This is a genomic window from Mesorhizobium sp. B2-3-11, from assembly GCF_006442215.1.
Lineage (GTDB): Bacteria > Pseudomonadota > Alphaproteobacteria > Rhizobiales > Rhizobiaceae > Mesorhizobium > Mesorhizobium salmacidum.
The window spans coordinates 19,585-39,801 of record NZ_VFVS01000010.1; the positions used below are offsets into that span (position 1 = coordinate 19,585).

Annotated in this window: 23 protein-coding genes; 10 read left to right on the forward strand and 13 right to left on the reverse strand. The window is 62.5% G+C overall.

Going from position 1 to position 20,217, the window contains the following annotated elements:
• Positions 1-61 precede the first annotated feature (61 nt).
• Positions 62-250 carry a hypothetical protein gene (locus FJ960_RS15255; RefSeq protein WP_140506298.1) on the forward strand — a complete coding sequence of 63 codons (189 nt, stop codon included), beginning with the start codon at positions 62-64 and terminating at the stop codon, positions 248-250.
• Positions 251-289: 39 nt separating this feature from the next.
• Here FJ960_RS15255 and FJ960_RS15260 read toward each other — a convergent pair whose 3' ends face one another.
• A complete protein-coding gene (locus FJ960_RS15260) occupies positions 290-1,363 on the reverse strand; it encodes a GH25 family lysozyme (RefSeq protein ID WP_140715025.1) in 1,074 nt (357 codons plus the stop codon).
• Between the two features lie 330 nt (positions 1,364-1,693).
• Between FJ960_RS15260 and FJ960_RS15265 the strand changes: the two genes are divergently transcribed.
• A complete protein-coding gene (locus FJ960_RS15265; protein ID WP_140506302.1) occupies positions 1,694-2,326 on the forward strand; it encodes a DedA family protein in 633 nt (210 codons plus the stop codon).
• A 28-nt stretch (positions 2,327-2,354) separates the two neighbouring features.
• Here the strand turns inward: FJ960_RS15265 and FJ960_RS15270 are convergent, their stop codons facing one another.
• The 5 genes from FJ960_RS15270 to FJ960_RS15290 all read right to left on the reverse strand — a co-directional run bounded on the left by FJ960_RS15270 (position 2,355) and on the right by FJ960_RS15290 (position 5,834).
• Entirely contained in the window at positions 2,355-3,143 is a 789-nt protein-coding gene (locus FJ960_RS15270; protein WP_140715027.1) for a phosphodiester glycosidase family protein, read from the reverse strand.
• A 111-nt stretch (positions 3,144-3,254) separates the two neighbouring features.
• Positions 3,255-3,881, reverse strand: a complete 627-nt coding sequence (locus FJ960_RS15275) for a transglutaminase-like cysteine peptidase (protein WP_140506305.1) — start codon at positions 3,879-3,881, stop codon at positions 3,255-3,257.
• 147 nt (positions 3,882-4,028) lie between these two features.
• Positions 4,029-4,901: an undecaprenyl-diphosphate phosphatase gene (locus FJ960_RS15280; protein WP_140715029.1), complete on the reverse strand. Its 873-nt coding sequence runs from the start codon at positions 4,899-4,901 to the stop codon at positions 4,029-4,031.
• A 190-nt stretch (positions 4,902-5,091) separates the two neighbouring features.
• Positions 5,092-5,289 (reverse strand): hypothetical protein, encoded by a 198-nt coding sequence (locus FJ960_RS15285; protein ID WP_140506309.1) that lies wholly within the window; start codon positions 5,287-5,289, stop codon positions 5,092-5,094.
• A 149-nt stretch (positions 5,290-5,438) separates the two neighbouring features.
• Positions 5,439-5,834 (reverse strand): GFA family protein, encoded by a 396-nt coding sequence (locus FJ960_RS15290; protein ID WP_140715031.1) that lies wholly within the window; start codon positions 5,832-5,834, stop codon positions 5,439-5,441.
• A gap of 113 nt (positions 5,835-5,947) precedes the next feature.
• Here FJ960_RS15290 and FJ960_RS15295 point away from each other — a divergent pair, with 113 nt between their 5' ends.
• Positions 5,948-6,976 (forward strand): 2OG-Fe(II) oxygenase family protein, encoded by a 1,029-nt coding sequence (locus FJ960_RS15295; RefSeq protein ID WP_140715033.1) that lies wholly within the window; start codon positions 5,948-5,950, stop codon positions 6,974-6,976.
• A 50-nt stretch (positions 6,977-7,026) separates the two neighbouring features.
• On the opposite strand, the gene FJ960_RS15300 is transcribed toward FJ960_RS15295, so the two are convergent.
• Positions 7,027-7,983 (reverse strand): alpha/beta hydrolase, encoded by a 957-nt coding sequence (locus FJ960_RS15300; protein ID WP_140715035.1) that lies wholly within the window; start codon positions 7,981-7,983, stop codon positions 7,027-7,029.
• Between the two features lie 117 nt (positions 7,984-8,100).
• Positions 8,101-8,349 carry a ParB N-terminal domain-containing protein gene (locus FJ960_RS15305; protein WP_140506316.1) on the reverse strand — a complete coding sequence of 83 codons (249 nt, stop codon included), beginning with the start codon at positions 8,347-8,349 and terminating at the stop codon, positions 8,101-8,103.
• 154 nt (positions 8,350-8,503) lie between these two features.
• Here FJ960_RS15305 and FJ960_RS15310 point away from each other — a divergent pair, with 154 nt between their 5' ends.
• The 5 genes from FJ960_RS15310 to FJ960_RS15330 are packed head-to-tail and all read left to right on the forward strand — an operon-like array spanning position 8,504 to position 14,012.
• Complete coding sequence (locus FJ960_RS15310) at positions 8,504-10,144, forward strand: N,N-dimethylformamidase beta subunit family domain-containing protein (protein ID WP_181166596.1); 1,641 nt, start codon at positions 8,504-8,506, stop codon at positions 10,142-10,144.
• 1 nt (position 10,145) lies between these two features.
• Positions 10,146-11,531 (forward strand): aspartate aminotransferase family protein, encoded by a 1,386-nt coding sequence (locus tag FJ960_RS15315; RefSeq protein ID WP_140715037.1) that lies wholly within the window; start codon positions 10,146-10,148, stop codon positions 11,529-11,531.
• 5 nt (positions 11,532-11,536) lie between these two features.
• A complete protein-coding gene (locus tag FJ960_RS15320; protein WP_140715039.1) occupies positions 11,537-12,466 on the forward strand; it encodes a 3-keto-5-aminohexanoate cleavage protein in 930 nt (309 codons plus the stop codon).
• Between the two features lie 14 nt (positions 12,467-12,480).
• Positions 12,481-12,987: a GNAT family N-acetyltransferase gene (locus FJ960_RS15325; RefSeq protein WP_140506322.1), complete on the forward strand. Its 507-nt coding sequence runs from the start codon at positions 12,481-12,483 to the stop codon at positions 12,985-12,987.
• Positions 12,984-14,012: a histone deacetylase family protein gene (locus FJ960_RS15330; protein ID WP_140715041.1), complete on the forward strand. Its 1,029-nt coding sequence runs from the start codon at positions 12,984-12,986 to the stop codon at positions 14,010-14,012. The genes FJ960_RS15325 and FJ960_RS15330 overlap by 4 nt, the downstream gene beginning before the upstream one ends.
• A gap of 15 nt (positions 14,013-14,027) precedes the next feature.
• Here the strand turns inward: FJ960_RS15330 and FJ960_RS15335 are convergent, their stop codons facing one another.
• The 3 genes from FJ960_RS15335 to FJ960_RS15345 all read right to left on the reverse strand — a co-directional run bounded on the left by FJ960_RS15335 (position 14,028) and on the right by FJ960_RS15345 (position 16,993).
• Entirely contained in the window at positions 14,028-15,296 is a 1,269-nt protein-coding gene (locus tag FJ960_RS15335) for a cysteine desulfurase-like protein (RefSeq protein WP_181174249.1), read from the reverse strand.
• Between the two features lie 48 nt (positions 15,297-15,344).
• Positions 15,345-16,412, reverse strand: a complete 1,068-nt coding sequence (locus FJ960_RS15340; RefSeq protein ID WP_140715045.1) for an aldo/keto reductase — start codon at positions 16,410-16,412, stop codon at positions 15,345-15,347.
• A 119-nt stretch (positions 16,413-16,531) separates the two neighbouring features.
• On the reverse strand, positions 16,532-16,993 hold the full coding sequence (locus tag FJ960_RS15345; RefSeq protein WP_140715047.1) for a hypothetical protein: 462 nt from the start codon (positions 16,991-16,993) through the stop codon (positions 16,532-16,534).
• 382 nt (positions 16,994-17,375) lie between these two features.
• Between FJ960_RS15345 and FJ960_RS15350 the strand changes: the two genes are divergently transcribed.
• Positions 17,376-17,540: a hypothetical protein gene (locus tag FJ960_RS15350; RefSeq protein WP_084636818.1), complete on the forward strand. Its 165-nt coding sequence runs from the start codon at positions 17,376-17,378 to the stop codon at positions 17,538-17,540.
• Positions 17,541-17,582: 42 nt separating this feature from the next.
• On the opposite strand, the gene FJ960_RS15355 is transcribed toward FJ960_RS15350, so the two are convergent.
• A complete protein-coding gene (locus FJ960_RS15355) occupies positions 17,583-18,089 on the reverse strand; it encodes a DUF1993 family protein (protein ID WP_140715049.1) in 507 nt (168 codons plus the stop codon).
• Positions 18,090-18,229: 140 nt separating this feature from the next.
• Between FJ960_RS15355 and FJ960_RS15360 the strand changes: the two genes are divergently transcribed.
• A complete protein-coding gene (locus tag FJ960_RS15360; RefSeq protein ID WP_140715051.1) occupies positions 18,230-19,279 on the forward strand; it encodes a DUF1176 domain-containing protein in 1,050 nt (349 codons plus the stop codon).
• A 20-nt stretch (positions 19,280-19,299) separates the two neighbouring features.
• Here FJ960_RS15360 and FJ960_RS15365 read toward each other — a convergent pair whose 3' ends face one another.
• Positions 19,300-20,208, reverse strand: coding sequence for an alpha/beta fold hydrolase (locus tag FJ960_RS15365; protein WP_181174250.1), 909 nt, complete (start codon positions 20,206-20,208; stop codon positions 19,300-19,302).
• Positions 20,209-20,217: the final 9 nt, after the last annotated feature.

Below are 20,217 nucleotides of genomic sequence, written 5' to 3' on the forward strand. Positions count from 1 at the left end.
GCTACTTGACGATCGACCCGATCGGATAAAATCCAGGAAGACAACAGCCGGGACGATGCGCATGAGTGACAAAGCCGACGACGAACCCGATATCGTGAACCAGCTCGCCTATGTCAGGGCCGACCCAACCCAGCACGACACGCTGACGCTTCTCGCCATGATCGATGCCGCCATCGCCGAGATCATGAGCCTGAGGACGAAGCTGCGGCTGAGCGAGGAAAGGCACAGCGGGAGCAATCAGTTCCGATAGGCCGGGAGTGAGCGCCTGGGCGGCGGACGGTATCCCGTCCTAGTCCGAGTCAGCCATCATCTGCCGGCCGCCGCCGCCGGCCCAGGCGCGCCATTGCCGCTCATCGCCATGGAAGACGTTGAGATCGATGCGGCCGGTTACGCCATGCGACAGGCCGGAGCCGGAATACTGCCAGAACAGCCACTTGCGATCGGGATAGACCTTTGACGGGTGCCGGGCCACAGCGCGCAGCCAGAACGGGTAGTCCGGGAAGGCGCCCTGAAGGTTGTCTCGGTAGAAATCCGGCGCTGTGTAGATGATCGGCCGCTGGCCGTAGTGGCGTTCCAGCTTGTCCATGAACACCTGCATCTTCTCCAGCACCTTTTCGCGCGACGGGCGCCGCTGGCAGCTGGAGTCGCCGTTCCACTCTACGTCGATCACCGGCGGCAGCGCGCCCTCGACCTTGGGTACGTTGCGGATGAACCAGTCGGCCTGCTCGCCGGCGGTGCGGCACCAGTAGAAGAAATGATAGGCGCCGCGCTTGAGGCCGGCGGCGTCGGCGCCGCGCCAGTTCCTGGCGAACATCGGGTCGAGATGGTCGCCGCCGTCGGTCGCTTTGATGTAGGCGAAGTTGGCACCCTGGGCGCGCAGCTTCTCCCAGTTCACGTTGCCTTGCCAGCGCGACACGTCGACACCGTGCACGGCAAGGTGACGGGGCGACGAGCGGCCGAAATTGATCGGCTTGGCATCGCGGAAGCCGTAGCGCGTGACCGGTCCGGCCAGCATGGGCGGTGCCGCCCGCGACAACAGCTTCGGCGGCGACACCAGGGCAGCCTCCTCGATCGGCGGCTCGACGCTGTCGGGCAGTTCGGCTGCGGGAAATGCCACCGTCTCTTCCTCCGCCAGGCCAAAGGGCCGAGCGGTGTCGCCCTCGGGCGAAACCTCGACCCGATTGCGCGCCGCGTTTGCCTTGGCCCGCGGAACGGATGCGATCGGCGCGCTTGGCCGGACAACCGAACTGGTGGTTTCACTGGATGGCTTCTGCATGTCGAGCGCATCCATGCCCGATGTCGACGAACAGCCGGCAAGGAACAGCGATGCGATCACGAAACTGATGACGCCTGGTAACCGCATCTGGACCTGTACTCAAAACACAACAGACCGAAGGCGACGGCCGACGGACAACCAGACGAGTTATGAACGAGAAATTACCAATAAAGATTGAATCAAGTTTTTTACCATAGTTGTGGCCCCCTTTCAGACAGCCGCCGGCAGCGGTCCGGCCAAGCCTTGACAGCGCCATGATGTGGCTGTTGAGAACGGTATGCGGCGTTTTGCGCCGGCGTTCCCAAGATTCCTGACAAGGCGCCGGGCCACGCGGCTGGCTCGTCAACGACAAGCTCGACGAACTCTGGGGCCTGCTCGACAGCGGCAGCTGAGGAACACTTTCAAAAGGGAGCTTGCGTGCAGTCATTCATCGACCAGAGCGTTTGTTTCATCGAGAACCATCAGGCCTGGGCGGGCCTCGTGGTCGGATTGCTGGCCTTCGGCGAATCGCTGGTGCTGGTCGGCATCCTGTTGCCCGGCACCACGGTGCTGATCATCGTCGGCGGCCTGGTGGGCGCCGGTATCGTCCAGCCGCTGCCGGTTCTCCTCGCCGCGATGATCGGTGCGACGCTCGGCGACACCATCTCCTATTTTCTCGGCAAATGGCTCGGGCGCGGCGTCGTCCACAAATGGCCGCTCAACCGCTATCGCCGCGAGATCGCCAGGGCGCGCCTGTTCTTCCATCGCTACGGTTTCGCCGCGGTTTTCGTCGGCCGCTTCTTCGGTCCGGTGCGTGCCACCGTGCCGCTGGTCGCGGGCATGATGGGGATGAACAGGCGCCGCTTCCAGATCGCCAACATCCTGTCGGCGATCGTCTGGGCGCCGGTCGTGCTGTCGCCTGGATGGCTGGTGGCGAAAGGGGCCGACAATCTGCCCGAACTCGACGCGACCAGCCTGTTCGGCCTGGCGGTGATCGCGGCCATGGTGGCGGCGATCATCGTCGCCGTAATTGTCATCAGGCTGCGAGGCAGGCGCGATAAACGGGCTTAGCGCGTATCGCGATCGAGGGCGCCAAGCATCAGCGCCTCCTGAAGACGCCGATCATCGGCCCCAGGTTCCAGTAGTCGTCGTTGCGGCCGATGGCCGGAGCGAGCAGGCTCGATATCGTGCCGTCGAGAAAGAGCGCGTTGTCGCAGCCGAGCGCGTCACGAAACAGGCGGGCGAAGGTATGGAACGTCACCGTGCCGTTCGAAATGGCAAAGACGGCAATCCCATCCTTTCGCACCCCGACGCCGTCGCGGCTTTTGCGCGACGTGCCGTCAGACCGGAATTTCGGGTGAAGCTGGCCGTCGATCACCAGCATTGGCCCTGATTGGGTCGCATAGTCGGTCGCTGGCCGCTGCCTGACAAAGTCCCTGGTCGCCCGGACCACGGCCTTGCCGCCGCCGATGTAGAAGATGCCATTCGGCTGCAGCGAAAAATTGCCGCTGCCCGATCCCGTCTTCACACCGGCCATTTCCTGGCCGCGTTCGACATAGAGGCCGACCGGCCTGAGGTCGGGATGATACATGCCGGCATTGATGGCAAACAGCATGGTACGTCCGGCCGTGCGCTGGGCGTCGTCGAGATTGTGCAACGATTGAAAAGGCTTGCCCGCCGGGTCTTTCCAGAACAGTTCGATCGAATACAGCTTTGGATCGACCTCGCAGACGAGAAAGCTCGCCGCCTCGAAGGCGACGTCACGGCACGGCGGCACCGAAGCGAACCACTGGCCGAATGCCACCGTCGTGGCGACCGCGTGCGGCAACGCGGCCTTGAGCAGGGCCAGCAACAAGGGTGCCGAATGCAGGAGTGTCAAAAAATCCATGCGCGTTCCGGATTGTCGGTTCCAACGAACTGTCGTGGATAGCACCGCTTGCCGGTACGATGAAGGATTTGCTTGAGGGGCGTGGACTACGGCCCGGACGGCCCGCGGCGGCTATTTGACGGCGCTGACCAGCTTCTCTTCGCCGGCAAGAATGGAGACCCAGTGCCCGGTGTCGTCGCTCGCCTGCCTTTTCAGATAACGATACGGCGTCTGGTTCCAGAGACGAACCTTGTCGACAAGGTTGTCGAGGATGAAGTCGCCCTTGTCGGTACGAACCGTCAGCACGGCATGGCCTTCGCCGTCCGGCTTGCGAACCACCGTCATCAGAAGATTGGCTATGGCAATGCCCAGGCTGTTGAGCTCACGCCGCTTTTCCAGCGCGTAATCCTCGCAATCGCCGAAGCCATTGTCCGGATAGGCCCACCATTCCTCCTTGCCGTAATTGTCCATGTCGCTCATCGGCTTGACGCGCGCGTTGACCGAAAGGTTTACGGCGCTGATCTCCCGCGACAGCCTGGCGGTCAAGCGTGCGGGCTCGCTGTCGGGCGAACGGATCGAGCACTCGGCGGAATGGATCTTGCAAAAATCATAGTGGCCGATCGGCTGGGAGGTCGAGCCGCCGATAACCATGGAGACGGGAGCCGCGTAGGCGGAACTCGCCGCCGAACAGAAAGCAATCAGGCCAATCGCAAGCCCCAGCCCCTTCGCCTTCCGGCGCCAACCCATCGAGGATGCCATCCGGCCCCGCCCATCTGTTTTGTTAACAGAACGTTAAGGGCGGATATTGCCGGGAGTCAATGAAGGCGTCCTATCACATCTTCGGGCATGGGTTGATGCTCTCCTGGCGGTTGCAGCCGTGCAACACCGGAAGCGTGCGGGTCCAGCCTAGACAAGCCACCCCATCGCCACGCCCACCAGCAGGACGACCCCGAGCACGCCGCGATAGATGACGAAAGGCCATGCGGAGAAGCGTTCCAGCACGCGCATCAGGCCCCAGATGGCGAAAAAGGCCGATATCGAAGCCACGAGCAGTCCCAGGCCGAGAACCGACCATCCATGGGCATCGAGATGCACCTTGTGCAGCTCCCATAATTCCTTGAGGCCGCCAAGCGCGATGGCCGGCAGCCCGAGCAGGAACGAGAAACGGGCCGCCTCCGCCCGCTTGAAGCCAAGCCCCAGTGCCGCCGTCAGGGTCGAGCCGGAACGGGAAACGCCGGGTATCAAGGCACCGATCTGCGCTACGCCGACCAGCAATGCATCGGCCCGCGACGCGTCGGCCATGGTGCGCCGATGGCGGGCAAAGATTTCCGCGAACCCCAGCAGGACCGCCATGGCGATGCAGGCCCAGCCAATCACAGTCAGGCTGCGCAACGGCGAATTGCAGGTGTTGAGAACGCCCGAGAGCGCCACGCCGGCGATGACGATGGGGATCGTCGCCAGCACGATCCACAGCGCCAGACGGAAATGCCGGTCGGCAAAATCGCGGCGCGCGAGGGCGGCAAATGACCCGAACAAAAGATCCCTTACGTCGCCCCAGAAATAGCTGACCACGGCGGCAAGGGCCGCCAGTTGCATGGCGGCGGAGAAAGCGGAGCCCGGATCCTGCCATCCAAGCACGGCCGGCACGATGCGCATATGGGCGGTCGAGGAAATCGGCAGCAGTTCTGTGATGCCTTGCACCAGGCCGAGGAATGCGACCTTGGCAAATCCAAGGCCGACAAAGCCCGTGTCGACGCCTTGCGTGCAGATATCAGCCATGTCGGGCTCCATGCGGGAGGGATCGGACTAGCGAAGGCATCGATGGCGATCGGTGCCCGGCAAGCCATATCGTCATGTAGCGTAGAATCAATTTACGGATTTGTAAGCTGGCGCCGCCGCGTCAGACGCGCACGGTTCAGACCGGCCCGAAGGGCCGGCGATGCTCCATGGGTGGAGGTTGGCAAGACGATTACGGGCAAAGCCAAAGTTTCTGGCAGGTCCTGGCAATTACATGCGCGGGCGGCACGACAGGCTCCTCCGCGGATGGCCGGCGAGCCCGTTCGAGCAGCATGCGCACCTGTTCCGGGCGCACACGGTCACGCTCCATCACAAGCAGGACCATCGGGTCGCTCAAAAGCTCGTCCAGGGTGCTGATGCTGTCGTTCATCCGTCGTCTCCTCGAATGCCGGGCCCGCGACGCTTAGATAGGGCGACAAAGATGGCCCGCCAATGACGCTTTGCCGGCTATCGCGTGTCTCTTTGGACTATTTTTGGTCATCCTGGGGCACGTCCTCCTGGCGAGGGGAAGGAGGAAGCCTAGGCCGGCGGAGCGCCTTCATATCGCGGCAGGCCATCGTCCAGCATCACCCAGGGCTGTTTCGAGGTGGTCCAGATATGCATCTGGGGCCTGAACAGCGACGGGTCGTCGAGCGATCCGGTCGTAAGGCCGATGATGCCGGCGGAATCGCGCCGCGAAAACATCGTCGTTCCGCAGTTCGGGCAAAAACCACGCTTGAGATCCGGCGAGGTGTTGACCGTGGCCAACGGACCCTCGACCGTCACATCATCGATGCGGAACAGAACGCGCGCATTGAAGGCCGCGCCGATCGCCTTCTGGCAGAGCCGGCAATGACAGATGCGCTCGTTGATGGGGTCAGCGTCGGTGCGGTAGCGCACCGCCCTGCACAGGCATCCGCCCTCATATTTTGCCATCGTCTGGATCCATTGGTGGAGTGAACAGGCGGCAAGGTAGCGGCGAGGCCGATTGGGTCAATTGAAAAGCTCTGATACAAGCTCATCGATTATCGTGATGTGGCAGGACCGTCATGACAGCGGACATCGAAACAATCGGCATTGCGGCTGTGTTCGGACTGCCCTCGCCCGCCCGCGATCGCTGCGACGCCAGGATCATGGCCGCCGCGGCTGGCATCGGTTTCATGGCGATTCGAGATTTTCCCGGCGATGACTGGCTGACGCCGGACAAGCGCACGCAAGTGCTGCGCATCTTTTCGCTTCCCGACGCCGAGAAGCAGAAACTGCTGCGCTGGAATTTCGATCACACGAAGAAGAATTTCTACCGCGGCTGGTTTCCGCTGCAGCCGCATGCCGTTTCCTACAAGGAAGGTATCGACATGGGGCCGGACCTTGCCGACGCGGCGCGACTGTCAGCCTCCGACGATCCCTTGTGCGAGCCGACACCACTGCCGGCCGAAAATGCGCTGCCAGGCTGGCGTACCGCCGCAGCCGACTACTATCGCGCGATGGAGACGGTCGGCATCATGCTGATGCGGTCGATCGCCCGCGGGCTTGGCCTGCCTGAACTGATCTTCGATGCCTATTTCGACGGTGGCATCTCGACGCTGCGCCTGATCCGCTATCCCCTGCGTGACGCCAATGCCGGCGTCGATACCGGCGGGCCGGAGTTTTCGGTGATCCACAAGGGCGAGACGCGCACCATCATCGGCCGCGAACATGCCGATTCAGGCTTCGTCACTTTGCTGGCGCAGGACGACGTCGAGGGCTTGCAAGCGAAGAACCTCGCCGGCGAATGGATCGACGTGCCTCCAGCCAACGGCACGCTGGCGGTCAATTTCGGCCAGTTGCTGGAACACTGGACCGGCGGCCGTGTGCGGGCGACACGGCACCGGGTCATTGCGCCGAAAACGGTGCGGTTCTCTATACCGTTCTTCTACGAGCCGCGTGTCGATGCGGAAATATCGCCTCTGCCGTTGGACGACGCCGAGCCGTTCGAGCCGTTTCTCTACGGTGACTATCTCTGGGAGTCGGCGACGAACTTCGTCGAGATGAGCGGCATCAAGCATCTGAGGCAGCCGCGCCGAGCCAAGGCTTCCTGAACAACTCGCCGGCCGTCCCGCTGGAGACGGCCGGCGGAGACGGTGGAGGGTCATTCGGCTTCGCCGACCACCTCGTCCCAGCTCTTCACCTTGGTCTCACCGTTGAGGAACGGCAGCGCGGCGGCCGTCAGTTCCGGGGCGAAGAAGACGTCGTAGTGGGTGCGGTTGGGCAGGATCGCCAGACGGTTCTGCGACAGGTTCTCGCGCATCCAGCCGGCATCCTTCAGACCGCCGCCGAGCATCTGGTAGAACTTGATCTCGTGCTCGGGCTTGTACATATCGCTGTCGCCGTAAGCGAGCATGACCGGCATCTTGAGCTTGGGAACATCGGCCGAGAAGTCGTAGTTCTGGCGCATGAAATTGCCGAGCGCGTCGAGCAGTTTCGGGAAGTCTTCCGGATGCGGCGCGACGGCGACGTAGGATTTGTACATCGGCGTGTCTTTCATGAACGCCGCCGCGGCGGCGCTCACCTGCGCCTGCTGCGGACGCATCTCGTCGTAAAAGCCGTCGGCCGCATAGCCTGTCGAGACAAGCACCAGCCGGCGCACAGCCTCGGGATGCTGGACCGCCATGCGGAAGGCAACGCCGCCGCCCAGCGAATAGCCCATGACGTCGACCTTGTCGTAACCGAGTGCCTTGGCGATACCGGCCATGTCGTCGCCGATCGCATCCAGGCTGAATGGCCGGTCGCCAAGCGCCGTGCGGCCGTGCCCCTGCAGGTCGACCCCGATGACGGTGCGATTTTCGGCAAGCTTGGGCAGGATCGGCGCGAACATATCGAAGGAGCCGAGGCCGCCATGCAGCAGAAGCAGCGGCTCACCCTTGCCATAGACGGCGTAATAGTAGTTGACGCCGTTGATCGGCAGCAGGCCGGATTTTTGCGGCTTCGGCAGTGTTCTCGTTTCGGTCGTCATGGCAGGCTTTGACTCCTCTGTGTTGGCTGGGCCCGACGCGGCCACCAAGGCTGCGAGCGACGCAAGAATGGCGATAAAAGTCGATCTGGACATGTCGGGTCTCCTCCGGTTCTGCCCAAGGACGAGCGAACGCGGCGCGGGCCGACACGATCTGTGGAAATTTGTCTGGCGAAGATCAGCCAGGCATTGTCGGTCGACTAAAACTGCGCGTCAGTGGCGCTTGGCTTGCACCAGATAGGCGTCGATCTCTGACTCGCCGAGCCACTTGGCGGCCTCCAGACGATGCAGTCCTTCGACAAGTATGTGCCGCTTCCCGTCATGGCGGACCTGGATCGGCGTCTTCATGCCGTTTTCCAGTATATCCTCGGCCAGATGCCGGACGGTTTCGGGGTGCAGCGTCTTCTTGCGCGCGGTGGGCACATAGATATCGTTGACCTTGACCTTTTGCACCCTGAGCATGCCTGTCCCCGTGGCGGAGCCGCCGCCGCCCTCTGAGATAGTCCGTTTGCTGAGCGCGGCCAAGGGTGCGGCTAACGAATGCTGGCATGATCGTTTCTATTTGACGCCTGGCCGGCGGATCGCCGAAATGGCGCCTCCGATGGGCCAGGGCTTCATGATCAACCTGCCGACCGAATTTCCCGATTTCGGGCTGACGCCCGAGCAACGCCGCCACGCGGTGCGCGGTCACTATTACGAATGGCCGGGCATGGATGGCGAGCGCGGCGAGATCTGGTGCTACAGTGATCGGTTTTCGTATCGTGCCGGCGAAACCGTGACGTTGCATGTCAGTTCCACGGCTCCGTCCTTCGGCATGACGATCGTTCGGGACGGGGGCGCCGAGACGAGGGCGTTCGAGAAATCGGGCATCGCATCGCGCTGGCAGGACAGTCCGGACCAATGCTCGGCAGAAGGCTGCGGCTGGGAAGCCTCCTTTGAATTCCGTGTGGAAAACGACTGGCCGTCCGGCGCCTACCGCGTGACGCTGACCGCCGACGGACGCGACGGCAAGCCGATCCGATCCCACCATCTGTTCATTGTCAGCCCGCCGCCAGGCAAGAAACCCGGCCGTGTTCTGCAGGTGGCGGCGACGGGGACCTGGCTTGCCTACAACACCTGGGGCGGCTCCAACCACTATCAGGGCATCACCGGGCCCGACCGTAACCAGTACTCGCCCATCGTGTCGACGCAGCGCCCCTGGTGCCGCGGCTTCGTCGTGCTGCCCCGGGATGCGCCGCGCGTGCCGTTGGAGGTCGCGGTGCCGCCGAAGACCGCGCCGCGCTATCCGCACATGGAATGGGCGCTCGCCACCGGCCATTCGAAGAAATACGCTTCGTCGGGCTGGGCCAGCTACGACAGCCATTTTTTTCGCTTTGCCGAAGGGGCTGGTTACGATGTCGACCTGACAAGCCAGCACGATCTGCATTTTTCGCCCGAGATTCTCGACGGATATGACTGCGCGGTCTTCGTCGGCCACGACGAATACTGGACCTGGGAAATGCGCGATGCCGTCGACTTCTATGTCGAGCGCGGCGGCCATGCGGCGCGCTTTGCCGGCAATTTCATGTGGCAGACCCGGCTGGAGGACGAAGGCCTCCGGCAGGTTTGCTACAAATACCGCGCCCGGGCCGAGGATCCCGCCTATCGCGGCGGCGACGTGACACGCGCCACCAATTCCTGGGAAGCGCCCGAAATCGGCCGGCCGGGTTCGGCGACCTTCGGGCTCAACGCCACACGTGGTGTCTATGCCGGCTGGGGTGGCTGCGCGCCACGTGGCGTACGCGGCTTTCCGGTCTATCGGCCCGAGCACTGGGCCTTCGCCGGCACCGGCATCTATTACGGCGACCTGCTCGGCGCCGACAGCCATGTCTATGGCTATGAGGTCGACGGGCTCGACTTCGAGATACGCGGCGGCCTGCCCTACCCGACCCCGACCAGCGGTGCGCCCGATGGCTTGCAGGTGCTGGCCGTCGGCATGGCAAGCCAGGTCGAGGAAAGCGCCGACATCCCGGTCGAGGACCAGTTCCTCACCGATGAGGATGGCCGCTTCACCGCCGAAACTTTGTTCGGCGCGGCGAGCGACGCCAATCTCGAAAAGGTCAAACGCGGCAATGGCATGATCGTCAACTTTCCGCGCGGCAAGGGCGAGGTGTTCCATGCCGGAAGCTGCGAATGGGTCGCCGGTCTGCTAAGACAAGATCCGATGGTCGAACGGGTTACCCAGAATGTCCTCGATCGCTATCTTGGAAAGTCCTGACATGTCGAAAGTCCAGCCTGCCGTTCAAGACATTGATGCCCGGCGCCAATCGCATTTGTTCTACCTCTCCAGCCTGCGCCGGCCGCTGATCGACCGTGCCGAAGGTATCTACATGTGGACGCAGGATGGCCGCCGTTTCATCGACGGATCGAGCGGCCCGATGGTCGCCAATATCGGCCATTCCAACCGCAATGTGCTCGATGCGATGAAGCGGCAGATGGACCGCGCCACCTTCGCCTACCGGCTGCATTTCGAAAACGAGCCGGCGGAAGAACTGGCGCGAGAACTTGCCGGCAAGCTGCCGGAAGGCATGGACCGCATCTTCTTCGTCTCCGGCGGCTCCGAAGCGACGGAATCCTGCATCAAGCTGGCGCGGCAATGGGCTGTCGCGACCGGCCAGGCGAGCCGCTGGAAGGTGATCACCCGCTTTCCTTCCTATCATGGCGGCACGCTGGGTTCGCTTTCGATCACCGGCGACGACGCGCTGGCCGAGACTTTCACACCGATGATGCGGGTGATGCCGACCGTGCCGGCACCGACCGCCTGGCGCGACCGCGACAATCTCTCGATGGAGCAGCGTGGCGTCCGCTACGCCGACATGCTGGAGGAAAAGATCCTCGTCGAAGGTCCTGAAAGCGTCGTCGCCTTCATCATGGAGCCGATCGGCGGCGCCGCGACCGCGGCCCTGGTGGCGCCGGACAGCTATTACGCCCGCATCCGCGAGATCTGCGACCACTACGGAATCCTGCTGATCCATGACGAGGTGATGAGCGGTGCCGGCCGCACCGGGAAATTCCTCGGCGGCGACCACTGGAACTGCAGGCCTGATATCATCGCGCTGTCGAAGGGGCTGGGTTCGGGCTATGCGCCACTCGGCGCGCTGGCCGCGCCGATGCGACTGGTCGAGCCGCTGCTCGCGTCAGGCGGTTTCCAGCATGGCCACACCTATGCCGGCAATCCGCTGGCCTGCGCCGCCGGGCTTGCGGTGCTGGGCGAAATGGACCGGCTCGACCTGATCGCCAACGCTGCCGCCATGGGTGACGTGCTGATGGACGGGCTGAAGGGGCTGGCGAAGCGCTTCCCGTTCATCGCTGGCGTGCGCGGCAAAGGCTTGCTCACTGGTGCCGAAATGGTCGCCGATCCCGATACGCTGAGGCCAATCTACCAAGGCAAGAAGGCGACGCAGCGGCTGCTCGACCTCGCCTATGAGCGCGGGCTGATCATCTATGGCCGCAGGGTCAAGGGCGGCGTCGACGGCGACAATTTCATGGTGGCGCCGCCGATGATCGTCACCAGCGAGCAGGTCGGCGAGATCATCTCCATCATCGGCGACTCGCTTGAAGTTCTGGCCTCCGAGCTAGACCTGCCGGTCGAAGGCCGGGGGTAGAGCAAATGGCACCGCGTAAAGTCATCATCACCTGCGCCGTCACCGGTTCGGTGCACACGCCGTCGATGTCGCCCTATTTGCCGGTGACGCCGGACCAGATTGCCGCGGACGCCATCGCGGCGGCCGAGGCCGGCGCCTCGATCCTGCATCTGCATGCCCGCGACCCAAAAGACGGGCGGCCGACCGCCGATCCCGATGTGTTCATGCAGTTCCTGCCGCGCATCAAGCAGGCGACCGATGCGGTGATCAACATCACCACCGGCGGCTCCTCGCTGATGACGCTCGACCAGCGGCTCGCGGCACCGCTGCGGGCTGAACCTGAAATGTGCTCGCTGAACATGGGCTCGATGAATTTCGCGCTGTTCCCGATGCTCGAAAAGCCAAGGGAATGGCAGCACGAATGGGAGCCGCAGCTGCTCGAAGCCACGCGCGACACCATCTTTAAGAACACCTTCGCCGACATGGAGGGTGTTCTCGAGCGGCTGGGCAAAGGCTGCGGCACCCGCTTCGAGTTCGAGTGCTACGATGTCGGCCACCTCTATTCGCTGGCGCATTTCCGCGACCGGGGGCTGGTGTCGGGGCCGCTGTTCATCCAGTTCGTGCTGGGGATCCTGGGCGGCATCGGCGCCGATCCGGACAACCTCATCCATATGAAGCGCATCGCCGACAAATTGTTCGGCGACAGCTACCAGTTCTCGGTGCTCGCCGCTGGGCGCAACCAGATGCCGCTGATCTCGATTGCCGCCGCGATGGGCGGCAATGTGCGCGTCGGGCTGGAAGACAGCCTCTATGATGGCCGCCAGTTGGCGAAATCCAACGCCGACCAGGTGCGCCGCATCCGTGGCATTCTTGACGGGCTTTCGCTGGAGGTTGCCACACCCGCGGAAGCGCGCGACATGCTGGCGCTCAAGGGCGGTGACCGGGTGGCGTTTTGACGAGGACAGCGCCTATGATGAGTGCGATCCTCCTCCGCCCCGGCACCATCGATGATGTCGAAACCATCCACGCGGCGATCCTGAAGCTTGGCAGCCATATCGGTGCGCCGGAGGAAATCATCGCGACGGCGGACGATCTCAGAATCTGGGGCTTCGGCGAAAGGCCCGCCTTCTCGACTCTGATCGCCGAAGTCGATGGCGAATTCGCCGGACTTTGCCTGCATTTCCCGATCTTCTCGACATGGATGGGCCGGCCCGGCGTCTATGTGCAGGACCTCTATGTCGAGGACCAGTTCCGTGGCCGCAAGATCGGCGAGCGCCTGCTGCGGCGCGTGGCGGCCGAGTGCCGCAAGCATGGCGGGGTCTATCTCAGGTTGTCCGTCGATACCGACAATGAGGGCGCCAAGGCCTTTTACGAGAGGCTGGGCATTGCCTGGTCGAGTTACGAGCAGACGCAAAAAATTATCGGCGAGGCCTTTTTCGCCTTCGCCGACCCGCCGGAAAATGGGGAGCAGGAATGAAAGCCTTCTACGCGCAGGAGCAGAAGCGGCACGACCCCAAGGCCTTTCTTTCCAGCGGCGCGGCGCAGCCGAACCCGGAAAAACCGGAACGCGTCGAAAGATTGTTAGCCGGCGCAAAGTCCGCCGGCTGCACGATCGAGCGGCCGCGCGATCACGGCCTCGGCCCGGTCTCGGCGGTGCACACACCCGAATATCTCGACTTCCTCGAACATATTTTCGAACGCTGGCAGCGCATCGCTGGCGCATCGGCCGAGGTCATCCCCAACATCCACCCGATCGCCCGCAACGGCTCCTATCCGGCCTCCGCCGTCGCCCAGGCCGGATATCACATGGCCGACACCGCTTGCCCGATCTCAGGCGAGACATGGCAAAGTGCACTGTGGAGCGCCTGGAGCGCGGTCGAGGCGGCGGAAACGGTGATGGCAGGCGCTTCCGGCGTCTATGCATTGTGCCGCCCGCCCGGCCACCACGCCTTTGCCGATGTCGCCGGCGGCTTCTGCTTCATCAACAACTCAGCCGTTGCGGCACAAATACTGCGCAAACAGGCGGCCCGCGTGGCGATCCTTGATGTCGACCTGCATCACGGCAACGGGACGCAAGGCATTTTTTATGCGCGACCTGATGTGCTGACGGTGTCGCTGCATGCCGATCCGGTGCGGTTCTACCCGTTCTTCTGGGGCCACGCCCACGAGCGCGGTGAAGGTCCGGGACTTGGCTACAATTTCAACCTGCCGCTGCCGCGGAAATCCGCGGATGCGGCGTTTTTGGAAGCGCTCGGCGTTGCGTTCCAGCGTATCCGCGCCTTCTCTCCCGATGCGCTGGTCGTGGCGCTCGGCCTCGACGCGTTCGAAGGCGATCCGTTCGGCGGGCTCTCGGTGACGACGCCGGGCTTTTCGCGCATCGGCGAGGCGATCGCCGGGCTTGGCCTGCCGACGGTCATCGTCCAGGAGGGCGGCTATCTCTGCGACGGGCTCGGCGACAATCTCACCGCCTTCCTCACCGGTTTTGGCGGCAAGGCGCGGTGACAATGCAAGCTCGCGTCAGGGGCGTTGCTGTCTGAGCATAGCAATCACCCGGTGAACGCTCTCAAGCGTCTCGTCGATTTCGGACGCCGTATTGTAGTGAGCGATGCCGATGCGCACGACGCCCTGCTCGGCAGGAATGCCGAGCTGGTGGACGATCTCCCAGGCATAGTTGTGGCCCGACCACAGGAAGATGTTTTCGGCGTTCATCTGCCTCACGATCGTTTCGGGCACTATGCCGTCCACGGTGAAGGAGACGGTCGGCACGCGATCGCCGAGCCGTTTCGGATCGGTGATGCCGTGGACGGTCAGCCCGGAAATATCGGACAGCCCATCGATCAGCCTTTGTGCCAGCGGGTTTTCATAGGCGATGGAGACTTCGAACGCCTTGGCAATCCTGCGCCTTCTCGACCCGTCCTCGCCGGCCGACGTGCCGAGTCCGGCAAAATAGTCGACCGCGGCGGTGAGCCCGGCCATCAGTTCGATCTGCGGCGTGCCGAGTTCGAAACGCTCTGGCAGTCCGTTTGAGGAACAGCGGCATTTATAGGCTTTCAGACCATCGATAACGTCGCGCCGGCCCCACAATATGCCCATATGCGGACCGAAAAATTTGTAGGCCGAGCAGATCAGAAAATCGCAGCCGAGCTCCTGCACGTCGATCAAGCCATGCGGCGCGAATTGCACGGCATCGACATAGACCAGCGCTCCGGCGTTTTTTGCAAGCTGGGTCAAGGACTTGACCCTGTTGATCGAGCCTGTGAGATTGCTGGCGTAGTTCAACGCTACCAACCGAGTCTTCCCGGACAACAGACTTGCCAGCATCGCCTCCTCGACCTGCCAGGTCTTTTCGTCGAACGGCAGCCAGTGCACGACGAGGCCAAGGTCCTCGGCCAGTTGCAGCCAGGGCGACACATTGCCCTCATGGTCCATGCGGGTGAGGATGATTTCGTCACCGGGCTTCATCGTGCGGCCGAGCGTTCGCGACATATGATAGGTCAGCGTCGTCATGTTGGCGCCGATGATGATTTCCTGCGGGCTCGCCGCACCGAGGAAATCGGCCATCGCCTGATGCGCCTCGTCAACGACCTGCTGCGCCGCGATCGTCGTTTCAAAATGGCCGCCGAGATTGGCGTTGGTCGTGAGCAGGCAGCGCGACACCGCGTCGGCCACAGCCTGCGGCACCTGCGTGCCGGCAGGATTGTCGAGATAGATGCGGCGACGACCCTTGTCGGTCAGCGAGAGAGCGGGGAATTTTCCACGCACGGCCTCGATCGGGAAATCCACCATTGTCTCCATGCCTTTGCTGTTACTCGACAATTCCGCGCCCGGGATCGGTCACGGACAGGGATTGCCGACCCTCTGGTGAACTGTGTCCACCGCCTTCTGCATTTCTTCGGTCCAGACGACATCCACCGAGGACAGCGCCATTTCCAGTTGGGAAATGGTTGTCGCGCCAATGATGTTGGAGGTCACGAAGGGCCGGCTCGAAACATAGGCATTGGCAAACAGTGCCGGCTCCAGGCCGAAAGAGCGCGCCAGTTCATTGTATTCGAGTTGCGCTTCGGCGGCATTGGGCGTCTCATAACGCTGACCGCGATTGAACAGTTGCGAGCGCGAGCCCTGCGGGCGGGCGCCGTGATCGTATTTGCCGGTCAGATAACCCTGTGCAAGCGGCGAATAGGCAAGCAGCGACACCCCTTCGCGCTCGCAAATCTCGGCGAGGTTCACCTCGAAGGTGCGGTTGACGAGGTTGTAGGCGTTCTGGATCGAGGCGACGCGCGGACCGATCTCTTTGCCGGCCTCTGCGAGGAAGCGCATCACGCCCCAGGAACTCTCGTTCGAAAGGCCGAAATGGCGGATTTTTCCTGCCTGCACCAGTTCCTCGAACACCGCGAGCGTCTCCGCGATCGGCGTTTCGCCGACTGGTGCGCCGACAGAATCGGCACGCCGCGCCACCGCCCCGATGCGCGTTGGGTTGGCACCCCAGGGGATGTCTCGTTCCGGCCAATGGATTTGATAAAGGTCGAGATAGTCCGTGCCGAGCTTGGCCAGCGACTTGTCGATGGCATCAAAGATATCGGCCCGCACCAATTGCGAGGGCCGGTCGCCGCGAAACCAGGCATTGGCCGTGCGACCGACAACCTTTGAGGCAAGGATCACCTTGCTGCGATTGCCCTTGGCCTTCATCCAGCTGCCAATGATCTTCTCGGTCCGCCCTTGCGTCTCCGCCTTGGGCGGGATCGGATAGAGTTCGGCGGTATCGATGAAATTGACGCCATGCGAGAAGGCCAGGTCCATCTGGGCATGGCCCTCGGCCTCGGTGTTTTGCTGGCCCCAGGTCATCGAACCGAGGCAAATCTGGGTAACAAGAAGATCGGTCCGACCGAGACGGCGTTTGTGCATGGAATTCTGCTCCGGAGGGAATGTATGCGCGGCTGCGCGGAGAGGAATTCGCATCTTATAGGAAAAGCGGAGGCGCTCTCCAAGCCTAGCCGGGCCGACTTTTGCGTGAGCAGAGGCGGTTAGCGGCGTGCGGCGGCCACGGCGCGGCGCTTGGCCTCGTCGATCAGCATATTGGCGATCTGCATGCGGATCATGGCGCGCTGGCGCAAATGCGGCGCAATGCGGTCGGGATGATTGGCGAAAGCAAAGCTGCGGCGCATGCGACCGAAATCGGCAGCGTTCTTGGGCTGATCCAACCCCAGTTCGACCGCAATCGATTCAGGATCGATTGGCGGCAATTTTTCTTCCGGCTTCGGCTCTTCGCCAGCCAGGGCGAGCCTGGCCTGTTCAAGCAAGGCGGCAAATTCGCTGGCCAGATCGACACCAGCCTCGCGATATTCCGCGGCGGATACCTTGATGCGGCCGGAATGGAGTTCATCGGCGACCGAGAGATAGTCGAACGGGATGGATGGGCGCGCGCCGGTCTCCTCGCCCTCGCTGCCGTCGCCTTTTTCGGAGGCAACGAAGAGGTCGTCGAGCAACGAAGCGAAATCACGCTTGGCGCTAGTAGCGATGTCAGCCTCCCCTTGCCTGACTGTCTGGATTACCGAGCATAGAACCGGCTCGTTAAAAATACATGCCACCGGTCTTAACGAATTTAGCCGTTGCGAGGATTGCTATCGAGGATCAATGCTCCCCAAACAAAAGCCGGACGGCACCTGGAATGTAGGCCGGACGGCGAGGAAAAACTGGCCATGTGCCAGCTTCGAAGCCTACGACTGGCGCGGCGCAGAAGTCTCATCGGGGCCGAAATAAAATTGTAAAAAATCATCCGGGCATGGCAGGCATGCAAATGCTGCAATGCACAATCTTCACGATTCACCTATACTGTCTGGCGTGGAGGACCAATCAGGAGCCTGAATCATGGGTTTCTTCACGGAAATGTTCGCCCGGCCGCGCCCGCAGGAACATCAGAGATATCGCGCGGCGCTCGCGTTGCTTCATTCGATGAGCAATGCCGAGCGTGCCGATATCGGCGTCAAGCCCGCCGATTTCCCGCGCATCGCCCGCGAAATGTCCATCCGCTAAGCAGGTGCGAGATGTCCCGGATCGATCCAGGACATCTCGACCTCAACGCGATCCCAGGAACGTCGCCTTGCCAAGCGGCACGCCATTGTGGCGAAGGATGTCGTAGGCGGTGGTGAGGTGGAAATAGAAGTTGGGCATGGCCACATGCAGCAGATACTGCATGCCGCGCAATGTCGTTTCCCGGCCCGCCAGCTTCAACTCGATCATCCTCTCATCCGACCCGTCGATATCGGCGGCCGAAAAAGTCGCCAGATAGCCGACCGTCTTGGCGATCCTCGCTTCGAGTTCGGCAAAGCTTGCTTCATTGTCCTCGTATTTCGGCACTTCGCGGCCGGCCAGCCGTGACGGCGCGCCCTTGGCATGGTCGGTTGCGATCTGCACCTGCCGGGTCAGCGCGAACATGTCGGGCGCAAGCCGCGCCGTCAAAAACACCTGCGGGTCGATCTTGCGATCAAGCGCATTCTGTTCGGCTGCCGCCAGCACACTGGAAAGTGCCTTCAGCCTGGCTGAAAACACGGGCACGGATGCCTCATACATCGATATCGTCACGTCAGATCTCCTGTCCGGCAGGAATGCCGTCGGAAGGACGTAGCGCCCTCAACCGCGATTCTTCAAGCTGAAGCCGCACGGCGTCACCACGTCGCCGCAATCGCCATGGTAGAATCTTCGTTATCGAGCGGAGATTCCCGATGAGACGCGCCCTTCTCGCAGCGACTGCCCTTCTCTCCCTTGCCACGACAGGCCAGACGGCATTGGCCGCCAGCGATACACCCGCAGCGCCTTACGTCGATGATCGGTCGAGCGCGGATGCGGTCGTCCGCTCTCTCTACAGCGCCATCAACCGGCATGAATTCGCGCGCGCCTGGGGCTACTACGGCGATACAAAGCCGGCAAAGGATTTCGATACATTCGTCAAGGGCTATGACGGCACCGACAGGGTGGATGTCAGGACCGGTCCGATTTCGGACGAGGGCGCGGCGGGCAGCATCTATTACAACGTCCCGGTCGCCATCCAGGCAACCGACAAGAAGGGCGAAGCGAAGGTTTTCGCCGGCTGCTACACGCTGCGCCAGGTCAATGCCCAGATCCAGGCGCCACCCTTCCAGCCGATCTTCATCGACAAGGGCGCGCTGAAGCCCTCCACCGCCGATCTCGACGAGGCGTTGCCGCCAAGCTGCGGCGACGGTCCGCCGCCGCCGAAGAAGGATACCGCGCTGGAACAGGCCAAGAAGGCCTTCCTCGCGACCTATGGCGACCAGTGCGACAAGGATCTTTTGGCCAATGAGCCGGAGGTCTTTTCGATCAAATACAAGGACAAGAATGCTCAGCCGGGCGACCCGGAGAAGGAAACCCGCCTGTTCCACTTCTCCTGCTCGGCCGCCGCCTACAATGAAAGCTCGGTCTATTACATGACCGACGAGGTGGACGGTGTCAGGCAATTGCAGTTCGCCGAACCTCAGACCGATATACGCTACGAGAATAATGACAGCGAAGGCAAGCTGTTGAGTGTAACGGTAATCGGCTTCCAGACCACAGGATGGGCGGTGAATTCCGACTATGACCAGGACGCCCACACGATCACCACGTTCAACAAACGGCGCGGCGTCGGCGATGCTTCGGATGCCGGGACGTATCTGTTCCGCAACGGCGATTTTTCGCTGGTTCAGTATGACGTCGACGCGTCCTATGACGGCGAGGAGAATCCGCAGACCATTGTCGACTACAACACCGCGCCTTAGAGCGGTCCACACATTGGCCTTTACGGCGCCTTCGACAGCATCCAGTTGAGCGTGCCGCGCCAGTCGACCATGCGGATCGGCGTGCCGTGGGTACCGGTTTCGAAGCGGACGAAGCGGGTCGGATAGGTTTTTGATTTCGCAAGGATGGAGCGGAAGAACGCTTCCTGGCTGGCCACGGGAAAGACCACGTCATGGCTGCCCTGGCCGAAGAACACTGGCACGCGACGCTTAAAGGCGGGACTTGCGAGAAAGCCCTCGTCCCACAGCGATCCGAGCAGCAGCAGTCCATTCACGCGGCCGCCAGTATCCTTGCGTGCGGCAAGCTTCCAACACAGCGCTCCACCCATCGAGCCGCAGGCGACGAAGATTTTCGCGCCCGGGGACTGTTCGGCATAGTGATCGATCAGGGCCGCGACCTGTGCTGCGCCCTTGTCGCCGAAATCAGGAAAATCCGGAGAGATGTAGAGCCCGCCATTGCCGGCCATCAGGTTCTTGAGGCGGTTGAAATTGCCGCCGAAGGTGAAGTCGTCGACGCCTTGCTTACGGCTGCCGCCCTGCCCGTGCAGATAGAGCACGATGACGGCGGCCCCTTGCGTCTTGCCGACGGCGACATGCCTGACATCGCCGGCGTCCGTCTTCAGCAGCAGATCCTGCTGTACCTTGCGCACGCCGGTGTCGGTGTACTGGGCATGCACGCGCTTTTCCGGCACCTCGTCGCGCTGGTTGATGTCGCGCATCTCACGGTAGTCGAGGACCGTGTAGGCGCCGTTGCTGTCGGATGAGAGCGTCGCCGGATAGGCGAAGACATCGTCCTTGAACGGTTTTAGCGTGAGAGCATCAGCGTGAGCAGCGATCGGAAATATGATTGCAGCCAGAAAGGCCAGGAAAGCGCGAGATAAGCGGCGGCGAAGCAAGATGGGGAATGCCATACAGAAAGG

Coding starts and splice junctions, on each gene's coding strand:
- FJ960_RS15255 (WP_140506298.1), top strand. CDS start 62: ATGAGTGACAAAGCCGACGACGAACCCGATATCGTGAACCAGCTCGCC.
- FJ960_RS15260 (WP_140715025.1), bottom strand. CDS start 1,363: ATGCGGTTACCAGGCGTCATCAGTTTCGTGATCGCATCGCTGTTCCTT.
- FJ960_RS15270 (WP_140715027.1), bottom strand. CDS start 3,143: ATGGATTTTTTGACACTCCTGCATTCGGCACCCTTGTTGCTGGCCCTG.
- FJ960_RS15275 (WP_140506305.1), bottom strand. CDS start 3,881: ATGGCATCCTCGATGGGTTGGCGCCGGAAGGCGAAGGGGCTGGGGCTT.
- FJ960_RS15280 (WP_140715029.1), bottom strand. CDS start 4,901: ATGGCTGATATCTGCACGCAAGGCGTCGACACGGGCTTTGTCGGCCTT.
- FJ960_RS15285 (WP_140506309.1), bottom strand. CDS start 5,289: ATGAACGACAGCATCAGCACCCTGGACGAGCTTTTGAGCGACCCGATG.
- FJ960_RS15290 (WP_140715031.1), bottom strand. CDS start 5,834: ATGGCAAAATATGAGGGCGGATGCCTGTGCAGGGCGGTGCGCTACCGC.
- FJ960_RS15295 (WP_140715033.1), top strand. CDS start 5,948: ATGACAGCGGACATCGAAACAATCGGCATTGCGGCTGTGTTCGGACTG.
- FJ960_RS15300 (WP_140715035.1), bottom strand. CDS start 7,983: ATGTCCAGATCGACTTTTATCGCCATTCTTGCGTCGCTCGCAGCCTTG.
- FJ960_RS15305 (WP_140506316.1), bottom strand. CDS start 8,349: ATGCTCAGGGTGCAAAAGGTCAAGGTCAACGATATCTATGTGCCCACC.
- FJ960_RS15310 (WP_181166596.1), top strand. CDS start 8,504: ATGATCAACCTGCCGACCGAATTTCCCGATTTCGGGCTGACGCCCGAG.
- FJ960_RS15315 (WP_140715037.1), top strand. CDS start 10,146: ATGTCGAAAGTCCAGCCTGCCGTTCAAGACATTGATGCCCGGCGCCAA.
- FJ960_RS15320 (WP_140715039.1), top strand. CDS start 11,537: ATGGCACCGCGTAAAGTCATCATCACCTGCGCCGTCACCGGTTCGGTG.
- FJ960_RS15325 (WP_140506322.1), top strand. CDS start 12,481: ATGATGAGTGCGATCCTCCTCCGCCCCGGCACCATCGATGATGTCGAA.
- FJ960_RS15330 (WP_140715041.1), top strand. CDS start 12,984: ATGAAAGCCTTCTACGCGCAGGAGCAGAAGCGGCACGACCCCAAGGCC.
- FJ960_RS15335 (WP_181174249.1), bottom strand. CDS start 15,296: ATGGTGGATTTCCCGATCGAGGCCGTGCGTGGAAAATTCCCCGCTCTC.
- FJ960_RS15340 (WP_140715045.1), bottom strand. CDS start 16,412: ATGCACAAACGCCGTCTCGGTCGGACCGATCTTCTTGTTACCCAGATT.
- FJ960_RS15350 (WP_084636818.1), top strand. CDS start 17,376: ATGGGTTTCTTCACGGAAATGTTCGCCCGGCCGCGCCCGCAGGAACAT.
- FJ960_RS15360 (WP_140715051.1), top strand. CDS start 18,230: ATGAGACGCGCCCTTCTCGCAGCGACTGCCCTTCTCTCCCTTGCCACG.
- FJ960_RS15365 (WP_181174250.1), bottom strand. CDS start 20,208: ATGGCATTCCCCATCTTGCTTCGCCGCCGCTTATCTCGCGCTTTCCTG.